This is a genomic window from Acinetobacter sp. DMC2 (genome assembly GCF_056314305.1).
Genome location: NZ_JBQUYP010000004.1, coordinates 384,789 through 399,178, shown reverse-complemented (window position 1 = coordinate 399,178; position 14,390 = coordinate 384,789). Strand labels below are relative to the sequence as shown.

The following is a 14,390-nucleotide window of genomic DNA, read 5'->3' as shown; positions in this document are numbered from 1 at the left end:
GTTTCCCCCATGTGTATTCTTTGTACAGAATTTGGATTCTAATTGAACTTTTTTAAAATACCACCCAATATTTATTTAATAAATACCCATATTTTGAACTGATGATTCACGATATTTGATTTGAGGTGTAATATAGGAAGATTTTTCTTTTTTTGCAGACAATAGTCTCTCTTATACAGTCTTGTATATGAAAATTTCGTTTTCTTCGTTTCAAATCGGGTCTTTTTTGCTCTTTGCTCTGCTTTTCTATTTAGTACAAAAGCAATCTTTATTAAACAGACTTATGCCCTTTCTCCATTAGTAGATGCTACAGTCCTGATGGCTTTACGCATGCTAAGCGCTTTACCGTTCTTTCTACTTATTTGTTGGTTTAACAGGCATCATAATCAGGGCATAAAAAAGAAGGATTGGCTAATTTTAATTTTTGCCGGTCTATTAGGCTACTACTTTGCCAGTTGGCTCGATTTTATGGGTCTCATGTTTATTAGTGCCTCTCTAGAACGAATTATTCTATTTTTATATCCCACGCTTACAGTCATCGTCTCAAGCTTACTCTACAAACAAAAATTAGATGCAAAAAGTTTATTTGCCATTTTTCTTAGTTATGGTGGAACCGTACTGGTCATGCTTCAAGAGCATAACAACGCACCAATTCAGGGCAACTTCTGGTTAGGTACAAGTTTAGTATTTGCAAGTGCGGTGGCTTTTGCAGGCTATTTATTACTAACCCCACCATTAATTAAGAAATTTGGTTCTTGGAATTTCACAGGGTTAGCATTAACTGTGGCTTGTATCGGTACATTAACGCACTATGCACTCAGCACACCTCACCCGATTCAACTTCTATTACAACTCCCCTCTAGTGTGATTTGGTATGGAATCGGCCTTGGCTTCTTAGTCACCGTGTTACCTACCGTTATGCTCATGCAAAGTATTGAACGATTAGGTGCCTCTCAATCTGCAATGATTGCTTCGATTGGACCGGTTTTAACAATTTTGCTTGCTGTTGCCTTTTTAAATGAACACTTAAATATGTGGCAATGGGTCGGTTGCCTTCTCAATATTATTGGTGTGATGATGATTACACTCAGAAAGAAAAGGCTAAAACATTAAATTCTCTTGACCTCAACTTAAGTTGAGGTTGGATACTCATCTAAATTTTAATGAACGGTTGAGTTCCATGAGTAAAGAAACTTTTAAAATCATAAATCCATCAACTTTATATGACCCTACCCCAAATGCTTATAGCCATGTGGCTGTAGTAGAAAATTTTAAAAAGATTATTCATATTGCAGGTCAAGGTGGCGAAAATTCAAAAGGTGAATTAAGCCCAAATTTTGAAGAACAAGTTATCCAAGCCATTAATAACATTCAACATGCTTTAAAAGCTGCCAATGCGGAGCTTAGTAATATTGCGGTGTTAAGAGTTTTAGTTGTTGACCATTCGGTCGAAAAGCATCAAATTTTGATTAAAATTATGCAGAATTTATGGAAAAATCATCCTTTTCCAGCCTGTACACTCATTCCTGTACCACGCCTTGCGCTAGAACACATGCTTATTGAAGTCGAAGCAACGGCATACACTTAATAAAATCGAGAGAACATCATGTCTACCCCTGAAGATATCAGTCAGAATAAACCTTTGCTTTGGTTGATGGCAGCAGCATGTGGCTTATGTGCAGGTGTGAATTACTATTGTCAGCCTCTAATTCACTCGATTCAACAAGAGTTTGCTGTAACTCAAGCACAAGCTGCTTTAACAGTGACATTTGCTCAAGTGTCTTATGCTCTCGGTTTACTATTTATTGTTCCGATGGGTGATATTGTTAATAAAGCTAAAGCTATTCCGTTTTTGATGGTGCTTTGCGCAATTGGCCTATTTACTTCTGCTTTTGCTGTTAACTTACCCATGCTATGGATCGGTACAATTTTAGCAGGTTTGTTTTCGGTTGCAGCTCAAGTGCTTATTCCACTTGCCACAATGACTGTAAAACCCGAAAAAACTGGCGAAATCATTGGTTTTTTAATGAGTGGTTTATTAGTCGGGATTTTACTCTCTACCAGTCTGGCAGGCTTATTTTCGAATCTTTTCCACTGGAAAGTGGTTTATGTGGTAAGTGGCGTATTAATGCTACTGCTAGCATTTACCTTAAAAAGCCGCTTGCCTTATGTCTTACGTATGAAAATGAACTATGGGCAAATCTTTGTTTCCATGGCTCAACTTTTACAGCAGGAAAAGCGATTATTATTAAGAGCACTTACAGGTGCTTTCGCCTTTGCAGCAGTAAGTATCTTGTATTCCACTATCGCCTTACTCCTTACCTCAGCACATCATTTACCTGATCTCTTTATTGGACTAGTGCCTTTAGTGGGTATCTTCGGTGCTTTATCAACACGCTACATTGGTAAATATGCAGATCAAGGCCATACTGGCTTACTGACATGGATGGGCTGCGGGCTGTTCTTAGTAAGTTGGGTTTGTTTCTACTTTGGACAAACTTTACTTTCTACTTATGTTATTGGCTTTGCTTTAATTCAGTTAGCACTCGCGCTCGTACACACCAGTAACCAGAGCATTATTTTCCGTTTACGACCAGATGCTAAATCTCGTATTAATGCCATTTATATGACCACTTACTTTATTGGTGGTGCAGGTGGTTCAGCATTAGGAATTTTTGCATGGAACCGTGGTGGATGGACCATGACTTGCCTTGCAGGGATTGGGCTAGTTGTTCTTTGTATTTTATTTAGTATGCTCGATACGATCTTACAAAAAAAGAAAATGGCTTCCCAATAAGGTAACTTGTTATAAATCATCTTTCTATATTCAACACAAGGGTGGTTATAAATTACTCGGTTAAATGCCCCTGTCGATTCAAGCATAAACCTCGTATAATGCTGCCCTTTCATTAATTTAGCGACTTTTGGGCTATTGGTTATGCAATCACTTCAATCGTTACAACCTCGTATTTCTGTCGCACCCATGATGGACTGGACTACAAAGGATTATCGATTCTTTGCACGCTTGTTTAACCCAAATGTTGTGCTCTATACAGAAATGGTAACTACAGGTGCGATTCTTTTTGGCGATGCAAAACGTCATTTGGACTACAGCGCACAAGAACACCCTATCGTATTGCAACTTGGTGGCTCAAATCCGCAAGAGCTTGCGACCTGCACAAAAATGGCCGAAGACTGGGGTTACGATGAAGTCAACCTCAATGTAGGCTGCCCAAGTGATCGTGTACAGAACAATAAAATTGGTGCTTGCTTAATGGCAGAGCCAGACTTGGTTGCTGAATGCATTCATACCATGCAAAAAGCAGTAAAGATTCCTGTAACAGTCAAACACCGTATTGGTATCGATGACATGCAATCTTACGAAGAGATGCTTCATTTCGTAGATACTGTTGCGGCAACAGGTTGTACTTACTTCGTTGTGCATGCTCGTATCGCTATTTTGAAAGGTCTATCTCCGAAAGAAAACCGTGAAGTTCCACCTTTACGCTATGAAGATGTTTATCGTTTAAAACAAGAGCGTCCACATCTCACCATTGAAATTAACGGCGGAATTAAAACGTTTGCTGAAACTCAAGCACATTTACAGCATGTTGATGGTGTCATGATTGGCCGTGAAGCCTACCACAATCCCTACTTACTTGCGGAAATGGGTCAGCTTTGGAATTTAGAGGCCCCAAATCGATTCGATATTATGGAACAAATGCTGCCATATATTGAACAACGTATGGCTGAGGGTGCTCCGCTTTCAATCATTACTCGTCATATTTTAGGTTTATTCCAAAACTTGCCAGGTGCTCGCAAGTGGCGTCAGGCGCTAAGTGGCGGAAATGCAAAAACTTTAGGTGATGTAGAACAGGCTATTAGCAACATGGAAGCAGCTCTAATTCGTACCGAGGAATATTTAAAAGAGCAGCAAGCTTAAGTTTGTGATCGCCTCTTAAATTGTAAGAAAATGTGGCATTTTAAATCAGAGACTTAGATTTTGAGTATATTCGCAAATGTTGAAGCAAAATATTCAAATTTAAGCTCTGATTAATTATTTTTTTATAATGATATCAATAATTTAAATTTCACTATTTTTAATCACTCTTTTGATAAGCATCTTTTTACTCCAAAGCAGACGCCTCTGGAAAAAAGATACGTTATTACATAACATAAACAAAACTTTTAAGGTACGCCGATTAGTATCTCTGAACGCCACAGGTAGGTGGTGATTTTTTTAATATGGATATGAGTAGCACGGTAGAGATTTCACGATGATTATTTATGACGGACAAGTAGCTGATAATTACATGTATCAGGATTCAAATCAGGCAACTATTGTTGTATCCCACAGCACCCCAAGCCTTCCTTATCCTTTCACCATGAAACCCAATAATCATCAGACAGAAACTTCCAATACTCCCGCTATAGATATTGATAAATTTGTAGAAAAATTAGAAAGTGTTACCTCTAGACGCAGTAAAGCTCGTTGCGCACGTAGTATCCGCCTTGCACTAGAATCTGCTGGTGCCAATGTCGAAAATCACCCAATTGCAGCTTCAGATTGGGGAGATACCTTAAAAAAGATTGGCTATAAAGAAATTAATCCAGCCTTTGATGAACCACAAGAAGGTGACATCTATATCATTCACAGAACCCGTAACCATGTTTATGGACATATTGCTGGATATACAGGAAGTGAATGGGTCTCTGATTTCAAACAAAATAGTTATGATGTCTATAAAGATGATAGCGTTACTTACACTTACTATAGATTAGCCACTTAATCATTTTTCTAAGATTGAAAGGTTTGATAAATGAGTTCAGCACAATGCTGAATCAATTCATCATGATCTTTTCTATAGACCAGCAAAACTTCTGAAAGTGACAAATGATCTGCCAAAGGTAATAACTTTACTTGGTTAGGCAAAATTTGCTGAAATTCTTTAGGCACAATACTTACACCTAAATTTGCAGCCACAAGGTGTAACTGTGAAATCTTACGTGACTGGATTGGAGCTTTTTGTGGGGTAAATCCTGCGGCTAAACATAGATTTGAAACTAAATAGCTTAATCCACCTCTTTTAGAATGTGGTGTAGAAACAAAGTATTCTTCTTTTAAATCTTTGACTTCCAACTTCTCTTTATTTGCAAATTTAGCATGATCAATATGTATAGCCACCATTAAAGGTTCTTCATATAATTTAATAATATTGACGTCGTCTAATGTTTGCCGAACTGGTGGTCTAATCAAACCAATATCAATTTTCCCATTCAGTAAAGCTAAAATCTGGTGCTCAGATGACAAGGTGTTTATCTCAAAATTTATATGTTTGGCTAAGCTAATTTCTTTTAATATTTGAACCTTTTTATCATCCATGACAATACTGCTCGAGTAAGCAATTTTAATCTGGCGATTTTTTCCTTCTGCAATATTCTTAGAAACTCCAATGATCTCATTTAAATAATGCATATTATCTTTTATTTTTTTATAGAAGACCTCTCCCGCTGTTGTCAGTTTCACTTTCTTATCAGCACGATCAAATAACTGAAAATCAATTTCTTCTTCTAGCAATTTAATTTGCCGACTTAAAGCAGACTGAGCTATGAATAGCTTTTCAGAAGCCGCGGTAAAGCTTCCTTCTTCAACAATTTTTATAAAATATTGGAATTGTTTTAACGTGAGCATTTCTATCTCAAAATTAGATCATGAGGTCTATTTTCTATATTAGATTAGATAGATTGCCTTCGCTAGAATTTTATAAAGACCATTCACTTGATTGAATTATTCATGAAGTATTTAAAAGGTTTAGCCATCTTCACCGTTATTGTTCTAATTTTATGGTGCTTTAAATTTTATGATCAACAGCTCCCAACACAGCCCCATCACGACAACATAGAGTTATATGATTAACTTTACTCAAAAAACAAAAGGCATGCACTCACATAAGCGCATGCCTCTTCAATATTTAAATCACGCTTTCTTTAAATCGAGTTTCTTCAAAACTTCAGCCACAGCAATCATAGCAAAGCTTGAAGTCACCACTACCGCTGAACCATAGCCACCACAGCGTAAGCCAGCCGATGGGCAAACATCTGCACTCGAAAATGGATTATCGATTGAATAAACACAAGTAATACCAAATTTCTCTTTCGGCTTTTTACAGATCCCACGAGCACGAAGTTGACTACGTAGCTTCGCTAACATTGGGTCTTGTTCTGTTTTTGATAAATCAGCCACACGGATTTTAAGCGGATCAAGCTTACCACCAGCTCCACCCGACACAATCAACGGAATTTTATTAAAACGGCAATGGAGCATTAAAGCCAACTTTGCTTTAACGTCATCAATACAGTCCAAGATAATATCGGGTACAGGGTTTAACAGCGCCGTGACATTCTCTGGTGTTAAGAAGTCATCAATAATATTTACTTTAATACGTGGGTTAATTTGGCGACAACGTTCCGCCATGATCTCAACTTTTTCACAACCTAGAGTTGATGTCATTGCAGGTAACTGACGGTTCACATTTGATGCTGCAACTACGTCCATATCGACCAAAGTGATCTCGCCAACACCTGTACGTGCCAAAGCTTCTACCGCCCAACTACCGACACCACCAATCCCAATCACCATCACATGACTTTTTTCATAGTGCTGGAACGATGAATCACCATAAACTTTCGCTACACCTGCAAAACGGCGGTCATATTCATCTTGTGGAAGATCGGTCATTGCTACTCTTTGAGGATATAAAACACGGGAGGTATTTTACTGCTTTTTAGAAGAAAGTGTATTTTAGATCAAAGAAAACTTGAGATGGTGATATTTAAACTCACGACAAGCCTTATCATTATTAATCAAATTATACGGCTTAAGATTTAAACTATTGTTTACTAGTGTGACAGGCAGCATGGATGCTGCTCAGTTGGGCTGCGGTATAAGGATATACCGTCAGCCCGACAAAGGATTTTTGTTACTTTTTATCCTTAAAAAGTAAGGATACGCCTATATAGTCAACTTTAGCCAAAGCACTCCCATTACAAGGTTGTACAAACTTAGCCAATTTATGAAGCAATCAAATTCCGTAATACATAATGCAAAATACCACCCGCCTTAAAGTACTCAACCTCATTTAACGTATCAATTCGACACAACACATTAAAGTGGCTGGCGACTCCATTTGGCCCTTTTACATCAACCTCAAGAATTTGATGAGGCTGAACGCCATCAGACAAACCTCTAATTGATATCACCTCATGACCAGTTAAGTTGAGAGATTGTCGAGTTTGCCCATCAACAAACTGTAGTGGCAACACACCCATACCTACCAAGTTTGAACGGTGAATGCGTTCAAAACTTTCAGCAATGACAGCTTTGACACCTAACAAGTTTGTTCCTTTGGCAGCCCAGTCACGTGAAGAACCTGTTCCATATTCTTTACCAGCAATAATCACAAGCGGTGTGTGTTCTTGTTGGTAACGCATCGCCGCATCATAAATAGCGAGTTTTTCACCACTTGGCACATGAATGGTATTACCACCCTCTTCACCACCAAGCATCTCGTTTTTAATACGAATATTGGCAAAGGTCCCGCGCATCATGACTTCATGATTACCGCGTCGAGAACCATAGGAGTTAAAGTCTTTTGGCTCAACACCTTGCTCTTGTAAATATCGACCTGCCGGACTGTCTTTTTTGATATTACCTGCCGGTGAAATATGGTCAGTTGTTACCGAGTCACCAAGCACTGCCAAGATATTTGCTTGTTCAATATTTTTAATTGGTTTTGGTGGTTCACCAATGCCTTCAAAGAATGGCGGATGACGGATATAAGTCGAATCATCAGCCCATTCATAAGTTTTACTTTTTGGAATCTGAATTGATTGCCAGCTTTCATCACCATCAAACACCGCAGCATATTCTTTATGGAACATGTCTGTATTTACTTTCTGTAAAACGGCATCAATTTCTGCCTGACTTGGCCAGATATCTTTTAAGTAAACAGGTTGCCCATCTTTACCTTGCCCAATAGGTTGCGTTGTCAAATCAGTACGAATATTACCAACTAAACCATAAGCGACTACCAAAGGTGGTGAAGCAAGCCAGTTTGTTTTAACTAATGGGTGTACACGTCCTTCAAAGTTACGGTTACCAGAAAGTACTGATGCAACATTCAAATCATGGCATTGAATTGCTTCTTCAACTGGTTCAGGTAAGGGACCTGAGTTACCAATACAGGTTGTACAACCATATCCCACCAAGTTATAGCCCAACTCATCTAAATACGGCGTAAGCCCAGCAGCTAGCAAATAGTCAGTCACGACTTTAGAGCCTGGTGCAAGAGAGCTTTTCACCCACGGTTTACGCTGCAAACCTTTTTCAATCGCTTTTTTAGCAAGCAGACCTGCTGCCAGCATTACACTTGGGTTAGAAGTATTGGTACAAGATGTGATGGCTGAAATAACAACATCACCATGATTTAATGGATAAGTTTGCCCTTCAATCACACAAGAAGGGCTTTCATGTTGAATATTTGCTTTTTTTGCCTCGACAGCAGTACCTCCACCGCCTTCATTTTCCAAACGTTCTTTGGCTTCTTTGGCCGGTTTTAAAGTTAACTCCATCAACGCATTAAACGTTTTTGGTACTTCTGATAAAAGCACTCGGTCTTGTGGGCGTTTTGGACCTGCCAAACTTGCCTGAACTGTACTCATATCTAGACTTAAAGTATCTGTAAAAACAGGTTCATCACCAGCATTTCGCCATAAGCCTTGTGCTTTGCTATACGCTTCAACCAGTGCAATACGATCACTTTGACGACCAGTTAATTTTAAATAACCTAATGTCACTTCATCAATTGGGAAGAAACCACAAGTCGCACCATACTCTGGTGCCATGTTGGCAATAGTTGCACGGTCAGCAAGTGGTAAATCTGCTAAGCCGTCTCCATAGAACTCTACAAATTTACCCACGACACCTTTTTGACGAAGCATTTGAGTAATAGTCAGTACCAAGTCAGTTGCCGTAATGCCTTCTGGTAGTTTTCCTGTGAGCTTAAAACCAATGACCTCAGGAATCAGCATCGAAATCGGTTGGCCCAGCATAGCTGCTTCGGCCTCAATTCCTCCTACACCCCAACCTAATACACCTAAACCATTAATCATGGTGGTATGTGAGTCTGTACCCACTAAAGTATCTGGAAAAGCAAAAGTCTGGCCGTTATCCTCGCCTAACCACACTGCTTGTGCCAAATATTCTAAATTGACCTGATGGCAAATCCCCGTACCTGGTGGCACTACACTAAAGTTATTAAATGCAGATTGTCCCCAACGTAAAAATTGATATCGCTCACCATTACGCTGCATCTCGATTTGTACGTTTTCTTCAAAAGCCTGATCATCGGCAAAATAATCAACCATGACAGAGTGGTCAATCACCAAATCAACGGGAGATAATGGATTAATTTTTTCAGGGTCGCCACCCGCTTGCGCCATCGCTGCTCGCATTGCAGCTAAATCAACCACTGCAGGCACACCCGTAAAATCTTGCATTAAAACCCTTGCAGGTCGATATTGAATTTCTTGATCTGAGGTGCGAGTTTTTAGCCATTCTGCTAAAGCATGGATGTGTTCAGTTTTAACGCTATGTTGATCTTCAAACCGTAATAAGTTTTCCAATAATACTTTTAAAGATTTCGGCAGTTTGGCAATATCCCCTAGCGTTTTCTCTGCTTGGGCTAAGCTAAAAATCTGATAATTGCTGGAACCTACTGTTAGCGTCTGTAAAGCATTAAAACTATTGATATTGCTATACTTAGCCATTGGGTTATCCTCCCATGTCTGGCAATGTTATTTTTCACGTTTTTACATGTTGTTTTCTTACTTTAAGCTTCTTTTTTAATCACTGTGTTTTGTTTTAGTTAATATTTTTAATCTTTGATTTTTATTACGATAATTTCAATGCGGTGAGAGAGTTTTTCCACAGCAACTCAGCCAAATCTGACTCTGGTATATTTAAATTTTCAGCCAAACTTTGTAAAACATACGGCAAATTAACAGGGGTATTACGAGTACGCTGTTCTGTTGAGGTTTGACAGCAAAGCGGTGTCATATCTGGACAATCTGTTTCAATCACCAAATGCTCTGCACCTATAGCCTGCACAACTGTATGAAGTTTTTTCGCATTTGGGTTGGTGATCTGCCCCGTCACACCAATTTTAAAACCAAGCTTAATAAGTCCCTTTGCCTCTTCTACCCCACCACTAAATGCATGAGCAATGCCGCCCAATTTAAATTTTTGAGCTTTTAGTATAGCGAGCACATCACCATGCGCTTTTCGGATGTGGAGTAATACTGGTTTTTGATATTGGGTTGCAAGCTCTAACTGATCTGCAAAATATTGTTTTTGCTTATCATATATATCGGGCTGCTTATGTTCTTTTAAGAAAGTATCTAGGCCAATTTCACCTACCGCCACACAGTCCTGTTGCCGCAAGATGTGTTCAAGGTGAGAAAGATGTTCTGGCTGATGCTCCTCAATATAAAACGGGTGTAAGCCTGGTGCTAAATATGAAGTGGGCACATTTTCCCAGCTCTTTAACTGATGATGAATTTGCACCAATTCGTCAAAGCGTGACTGCACAAAACCAATTAAGACTAATGCATCGACCCCAGCTTTTTTGGCATTAAGCGCTAACTGTTGCCGATCTTCATCAAAATCGGCAACATCAAAATGGGTATGGGTATCAAACAAATGCATTAGCCAGCACTTTTTGCAACTGGTGCTGAAGCTGGTTTAGCTTTAGGTTGTGGCAAATATTCTTGTTTCAACACTTCTTGTAATTGGTCATATGGAATGACTAATCGAGGTAATCCCACCACATATGGTCCAATTTCATATTCACCATATTGAAGAATTAAACCTTGCTCACCCAATAAGAAGTTATCAGATAGTTTAAACGGCCAAGCTTGCTCATATTCACCCACATTATCAGCCAGTTTAGAGTCTGTAACCCAAGTCTTAAAGGCTTCATGGGCTAACTTTTCTAATGCAGTTTTTTGCTGTGGGCGTAACAAATCTTCAAGCTTGATCTGCTTTTGTTCTTTTAAATCAAAATTATAATAATGCTGTGCAGCAGAACCGTGCGCACCACCTAAATAGCTACTACTATTCAGTACCACAGTTACAACTTTACCTTGAGCCTGCAAGATTTTAGGTTTCACCAAAAGATTAATTTGATGATTACTACTTAAAGCTTTTAACTCATTGTCCAAACCAATAAATGAATTGGCGTAACGTTGAACCTGCGCATCAAAACTATTTTTTTGCTCTGCACTCGCAACTGCTGAAGCTTCTGTTTTTTGATCTGCTTGCTTCACTTTAGCATCTGGTTCAGCAATCTCTAAAATTTGACCTAAAGTCTTTAAAATTTGCTGATCTAGAATTTTGTCAATAAATGGAAAATTACTCTGCAAACGTTCAACTGTGAATTCTGGACAAGTTTTACCATCACAATCAGGTAAAGCAACCTTAGTAGGAACTGTTTCGCCCTTCAAAGTCAGCTCTACTGGCTTTTGTTCCTCGACTGCTGGTTTCTGCTGTTCTTGAGAATCCTTAGGATCAGCTTTAGGTTGGCATGCCACCAAAAATATAGCAGAAGCAAGCAAAGTTAATCGCAGTGAAGCTTTAGAAGATAACATCATATTTTGCCTTTTATTCTAAGGAGATTACTCAGTGCCTTTTCTAAGAAATTAGCGCATATAAATAGAGGTTGCAAATTCTGCTACCATCTTAAAACATTTGTTCATAAACCTCGGGTTGTAATATTTTTTTAGTTTGTTCTTTAGATAAATAAATATCGAGCTGTGGAGCTTCTTTAGTGATCTGGTTTGCCTGATAATGTAAGCCAACACCTTCACCATCAAAGAACCAATCTGCTTGTCCCCAATATAAAGTTTTTGGTGCTTCTTTCTTTATGTCAGCAGTCTGCTTTTTTAACCAGTCTTGATAGGCCACCTGCACCATTTGATGCACAGTCGTTTGTTGATCTTTTTGTAAAACATCCAATAAAGCTAAGCTTTTATGCAGTTTTCGGTCGGCCACGAAAAAGTAATAACGATCTTTAATCGTGAGCTCTTCTTGCTTGGTATCAAGCCCTAATTGCAATAGAACATATTGGTTACGTTGCGATGCAATACGCGTATGAAGATGTAATTCATAAGCCCGATTCTTTGAATATTTATCTTGCCATTCATCAGACTTTTTAACATAGGCATTAATGGCTTGCTGCAAGCTTAAGTCTTTTTTCAAATCAATTTGGTCTTGGATCACTTTAGCCTGACTTTTAGCAATCCATTCATTTAGCCATGCATCTTGGGTCTTTATCGTTTGAATATCGACATCAATACAGTTTTTCTTTTCACAAAATGGCAAAGCATAATCCGCTTTTACTTGTTGTAAGTTAAGAAATGGCAGTACTTCAGCCTTTTCTATATGTTGAGTTTGGGTAGATGCTAGTTTTGTTTGAGAAGATGATGAAGGCTGAGTTCTTTTCCAGACAAAAAGACAAATTGCCAAAATTAATATGAGTATTGCAACTACAAGCGCAATAACTGTCTTTCTATTCAAATTCATTTCATCATCCTTTCTTATTTTTCAAAACAAAACAGCTTCTATTCGAAGCTGTTTGTCACATTAAAATGATCAGTGTTCACGTGTGTTACGGAACTGAATATCAGGCCAACGCTCTTGCATAATCTGCAAGTTCACTCGGCTTGGCGCAAGATAGGTTAAGTGTCCGCCGCCATCGATAGAAAGTTGATCATGTGCTTTCTTCTTAAACTCATTCAGAGTTTTTTCGTCATCACAGTGAATCCAACGAACTGTGTTAACACTTACAGGCTCATAAACACAGTCAACCTTATATTCTTCTTTCAAACGATAAGCAACCACATCGAACTGAAGCACACCTACCGCACCCACAATCAGGTCATTGCTGATTTGTGGCATAAATACCTGAGTCGCCCCTTCTTCCGACAACTCTTTCAAACCTTTTTGCAATTGTTTTGACTTCAATGGATCTTTTAAACGCACACGACGGAACATCTCTGGCGCAAAGTGAGGAATACCTGTGAAATGCAAATTTTCACCACTGGTAAAAGTATCACCAATTTGAATTGTGCCATGGTTATGTAAACCAATAATATCGCCTGGCCATGCTTCTTCTAAATGTTCACGCTCACCAGCAAGGAATGTCAAAGCATCACTAATACGGACATCTTTACCAAGACGCACGTGGTTCATCTTTAAGCCTTTTTCATATTTACCAGAGCAAATACGCATGAAGGCAATACGGTCACGGTGTTTCGGATCCATGTTGGCTTGAATTTTAAATACAAAACCAGAGAAACCTTCCTCTTTCGCCTCAACCACACGCTCTTGTGTAGGATGCGCTTTAGGTTCAGGTGCCCAGCCCATGAAAGCATCTAATACGTGGTCAACACCAAAGTTACCTAATGCCGTACCAAATAGAACCGGAGTTTGTTTACCTTGTAAAAATAATTCGCGGTCTAATGGCTCATTCGCCATTTGCACAAGTTCAAGCGACTCTTCAAAAGATGCCCAAGCCAACTCACCTACTTTTTCGCGAATATCCGCATGATCATATCCATCACGGACTTCAATATCAGTAATCGTTGAACCGAAACCTGCTTTGTAGATATACAATTTATTTTCAATAATGTTGTATACACCAGCAAAATCACGTCCCATCCCTAATGGCCATGTAATCGGTACACAGCGGATATTGAGGACATTTTCAATTTCATCAAGTAACTCAAGCGGCTCACGAATCTCACGGTCCATCTTGTTTACAAATGAAATAATAGGAGTGTCGCGCATACGACAAACTTCCATCAATTTGATGGTACGTTCTTCGACACCTTTTGCACCATCAATTACCATTAACGCAGAGTCAACTGCGGTTAGAGTACGATAAGTATCCTCCGAGAAGTCTTCATGCCCCGGTGTATCGAGTAAGTTAATCGTATGACCTTTATAAGGGAACTGCATAACAGACGTGGTAATCGAAATACCACGCTCTTTTTCCATTTCCATCCAGTCAGATGTAGCTGCACGGTCAGATTTACGGCTTTTTACCATCCCTGCAACCTGAATTGCTTTACCCCATAACAGTAATTTTTCTGTCATGGTGGTTTTACCGGCATCGGGGTGGGAAATGATGGCAAATGTGCGGCGTTGAGCAACCTGTGCCGCTAACTCATCTTTAAAACTCATGAAATACACCTACTGCGGAGATTGCAGTGCCAAAGACCTAAAGTCGATCAAAATAAAAATTGGCGTAATTGTAGCAGATTTATAGAAG

General features: G+C 39.0%; 12 protein-coding genes and 1 pseudogene. 6 read left to right on the top strand and 7 right to left on the bottom strand.

The features are described 5' to 3' along the window. Positions 1-187: 187 nt before the first annotated feature. The 5 genes and pseudogenes from ACT53H_RS10960 to ACT53H_RS10940 all read left to right on the top strand — a co-directional run bounded on the left by ACT53H_RS10960 (position 188) and on the right by ACT53H_RS10940 (position 4,790). Positions 188-1,113: pseudogene (locus ACT53H_RS10960) on the top strand (DMT family transporter). A 67-nt stretch (positions 1,114-1,180) separates the two neighbouring features. Then, positions 1,181-1,588, top strand: coding sequence for a RidA family protein (locus tag ACT53H_RS10955; RefSeq protein WP_004794599.1), 408 nt, complete (start codon positions 1,181-1,183; stop codon positions 1,586-1,588). A gap of 18 nt (positions 1,589-1,606) precedes the next feature. Continuing rightward, positions 1,607-2,797 carry an MFS transporter gene (locus ACT53H_RS10950; RefSeq protein WP_174758428.1) on the top strand — a complete coding sequence of 397 codons (1,191 nt, stop codon included), beginning with the start codon at positions 1,607-1,609 and terminating at the stop codon, positions 2,795-2,797. Positions 2,798-2,938: 141 nt separating this feature from the next. Then, positions 2,939-3,943 (top strand): tRNA dihydrouridine(20/20a) synthase DusA, encoded by a 1,005-nt coding sequence (dusA, locus tag ACT53H_RS10945; protein WP_476009231.1) that lies wholly within the window; start codon positions 2,939-2,941, stop codon positions 3,941-3,943. Positions 3,944-4,277: 334 nt separating this feature from the next. Further along, positions 4,278-4,790: a hypothetical protein gene (locus ACT53H_RS10940; protein WP_174740501.1), complete on the top strand. Its 513-nt coding sequence runs from the start codon at positions 4,278-4,280 to the stop codon at positions 4,788-4,790. Between the two features lie 8 nt (positions 4,791-4,798). Here the strand turns inward: ACT53H_RS10940 and ACT53H_RS10935 are convergent, their stop codons facing one another. Beyond that, complete coding sequence (locus ACT53H_RS10935; RefSeq protein WP_476009251.1) at positions 4,799-5,698, bottom strand: LysR family transcriptional regulator; 900 nt, start codon at positions 5,696-5,698, stop codon at positions 4,799-4,801. Positions 5,699-5,794: 96 nt separating this feature from the next. Between ACT53H_RS10935 and ACT53H_RS10930 the strand changes: the two genes are divergently transcribed. Then, complete coding sequence (locus tag ACT53H_RS10930; RefSeq protein ID WP_081399568.1) at positions 5,795-5,917, top strand: hypothetical protein; 123 nt, start codon at positions 5,795-5,797, stop codon at positions 5,915-5,917. Positions 5,918-5,977: 60 nt separating this feature from the next. On the opposite strand, the gene ACT53H_RS10925 is transcribed toward ACT53H_RS10930, so the two are convergent. The 6 genes from ACT53H_RS10925 to ACT53H_RS10900 form a co-directional block, all read right to left on the bottom strand. Further along, positions 5,978-6,739: a tRNA threonylcarbamoyladenosine dehydratase gene (locus tag ACT53H_RS10925; protein ID WP_476009230.1), complete on the bottom strand. Its 762-nt coding sequence runs from the start codon at positions 6,737-6,739 to the stop codon at positions 5,978-5,980. Positions 6,740-7,071: 332 nt separating this feature from the next. Next, entirely contained in the window at positions 7,072-9,828 is a 2,757-nt protein-coding gene (gene acnA / locus ACT53H_RS10920; protein ID WP_476009229.1) for an aconitate hydratase AcnA, read from the bottom strand. Between the two features lie 124 nt (positions 9,829-9,952). After that, positions 9,953-10,765 (bottom strand): TatD family hydrolase, encoded by an 813-nt coding sequence (locus ACT53H_RS10915; protein ID WP_476009228.1) that lies wholly within the window; start codon positions 10,763-10,765, stop codon positions 9,953-9,955. Then, entirely contained in the window at positions 10,765-11,706 is a 942-nt protein-coding gene (locus ACT53H_RS10910; protein ID WP_174728933.1) for an RsiV family protein, read from the bottom strand. Before ACT53H_RS10910 ends, ACT53H_RS10915 begins: the two co-directional genes overlap by 1 nt. A 91-nt stretch (positions 11,707-11,797) precedes the next feature. Then, positions 11,798-12,640: a hypothetical protein gene (locus tag ACT53H_RS10905; RefSeq protein WP_476009227.1), complete on the bottom strand. Its 843-nt coding sequence runs from the start codon at positions 12,638-12,640 to the stop codon at positions 11,798-11,800. 69 nt (positions 12,641-12,709) lie between these two features. Next, positions 12,710-14,302 (bottom strand): peptide chain release factor 3, encoded by a 1,593-nt coding sequence (locus tag ACT53H_RS10900; protein ID WP_107880740.1) that lies wholly within the window; start codon positions 14,300-14,302, stop codon positions 12,710-12,712. Positions 14,303-14,390 lie beyond the last annotated feature (88 nt).